The following is a 2,040-nucleotide window of genomic DNA, read 5'->3' on the forward strand; positions in this document are numbered from 1 at the left end:
CCGTTCCTACAAACCTATAAAAAACTATAAATAGTTACAAATATCTATAAATAATTTTCCTGTTGTATTCCTGTTTCAACCTTGCTGGTTGCAATATTATTTATCGCTAAATCATATTGCAGAGCCGTCAAGTCCGCAGGCGTAAATTCGGGCAGAACTTGCCCTATTTTTTGTGGAATAAGATTGTAGAGATTTAAACTAGCATTGTAATCTCTATCTATTTTTAATCCACAATTTTCACATTTATAGATTCTTTCTTTAAGTGTGAGAGTTTCTTTAATGCTTCCACACTTAGAGCAAGTCTTAGAGCTTGGATAAAATGTATCAGCCTCTATAACCTCTCTTTTGTGATAATGGCTTTTATATTGAAGCTGTCTTTTAAACTCATAAAAGCTTACATCACTTATTGCCTTTGCTAATCTATGATTTTTCATTAAGCCTTTGATATTGAGATTTTCAAGCCCAAAGTAAGCATAATGTCTTACTAGACTTGAAGTAAGCTTATGTAAAAAATCATTTCTTACATTAGCAATTTTTGTGTGGAGCTTATTAAGCTTAACACTTTGTTTTAAGTAGTTGTTAGACTTTTTTATCCCTTGCATTGCTTCACTCTTGGTTTTTGGGTGTTGCTTTTTGCTAAGACTTCTGCTTACTCTTTTTAAACGCTTTGTAAGCTTACTTAAGGGCTTGAGTGATTGAATGCTTAAGCCATTAGATAAACTTACAAAGGATTTTAAGCCAACATCTATACCTAATCCAAGTTTTGTTTGTTTGCTATCTTTATGAGTTCTTTTAAATTCACTTTCACTTATCTCTAAGCTAAAAGAAGCATAGAATCTATTTGCTTTTTGACTGATAGTGCAAGAGTTAATTTTGCCTTGAAATCTTAGATTCTCTCTTAGCTTAACACTACCTAGATTTGGAATCTTTAAGAATTGTTTATTGTTTTTACTTTCAAACTTAACAATATCGCCCCCTAAATAAAACGAGCCTTGATTATCTTTTTTCTTTTTAAACTTTGGATAGCTGACTTTACCTTGCTTTAAATCTCTAAAGAATTTTTGGAATGCAAGATTTAGGTTTAAAAATGGTTGTTGTGTGGCATATTTAGTTACTTCATAGACAAAAGGGAATTGCTCTTTTTTAATCGCATTAAATTCTTTTTTTAAATCTAAATGTGTTTTTTTAACACCTTGCTTATAATATTCTTGCCATTTAGCAAGTCCCCAATTATAAGCAAACCTAGAACAACCAAAGGCTTTTTTAAAATAAGCGATATGTTTATTATTTGGAATGAGTTCTATTTTATGGGAGATTGTCATTGATTACACCTTGCATATCATCAAGTAATTTTTTGTTTTTCTTGCTTCTACTTCCATAAAGCCTAGCAGAAAATACGGTGATAATCTCTAAAACATCTTTGGCTAATTCTTCTTCAAACTTAATATTTTCATCGCCTTTGTTGATGATAATCACCTCCACTTCTTTAGCTTCACAAATAGCAAAGATTAATTCAGCTCCAAATCTTAATAATCTATCTTTATGTGTTAGAACAAGTCTTTTAACTTGTCCTTCTAAGATAAGATTTAAAAGCTTTGTTAATCCTTTTTTATAATAATTCATACCACTGCCTAAATCTTGTATGACTTCATAATTAAACCCAGCCTTAGCACAATAAAGTTCTAAAACTTGAACTTGTCTTATTAAATCATCTTTTTGGTCGTGGCTACTTACTCTAGCATAGGCAATTGTTTTTAAACCATCAACACTAAATTTAATGTTTTTATTAATATTTTTTAAAGATTCTAATTTATATCTGCGACTTCCACCTTTTGTGATTTCATCAGGCTTTAAAAGTCCTTGTTTATCCCAATTTCGTAGGGTTTGTATGGTAACACCAAGAAGCCTTGAGGCTTGTCCTATTGCAATTAATTTATTCATAGGAACATTTTATCAAACTTTTATAATAATGTCAAGTTAAAAACTATAAATAATTAATATATATTTATAGTTTTTTGTAGATTATTTGAATCTGTTTTT

General features: G+C 29.9%; 2 protein-coding genes. Both read right to left on the reverse strand.

Going from position 1 to position 2,040, the window contains the following annotated elements; genetic code table 11:
• Window positions 1-44: 44 nt before the first annotated feature.
• Entirely contained in the window at window positions 45-1,322 is a 1,278-nt protein-coding gene (locus LS74_RS10705) for an RNA-guided endonuclease InsQ/TnpB family protein (protein ID WP_034589562.1), read from the reverse strand.
• Window positions 1,306-1,941, reverse strand: a complete 636-nt coding sequence (locus LS74_RS10710) for an IS607 family transposase (protein WP_034589563.1) — start codon at window positions 1,939-1,941, stop codon at window positions 1,306-1,308. Before LS74_RS10710 ends, LS74_RS10705 begins: the two co-directional genes overlap by 17 nt.
• Between the last annotated feature and the right edge of the window lie 99 nt (window positions 1,942-2,040).

The sequence above is a fragment of the Helicobacter magdeburgensis genome (assembly GCF_000765825.2).
Taxonomy (GTDB): Bacteria; Campylobacterota; Campylobacteria; order Campylobacterales; family Helicobacteraceae; genus Helicobacter_C; species Helicobacter_C magdeburgensis.

Coding starts and splice junctions, on each gene's coding strand:
- LS74_RS10705 (WP_034589562.1), bottom strand. CDS start 1,322: ATGACAATCTCCCATAAAATAGAACTCATTCCAAATAATAAACATATC.
- LS74_RS10710 (WP_034589563.1), bottom strand. CDS start 1,941: ATGAATAAATTAATTGCAATAGGACAAGCCTCAAGGCTTCTTGGTGTT.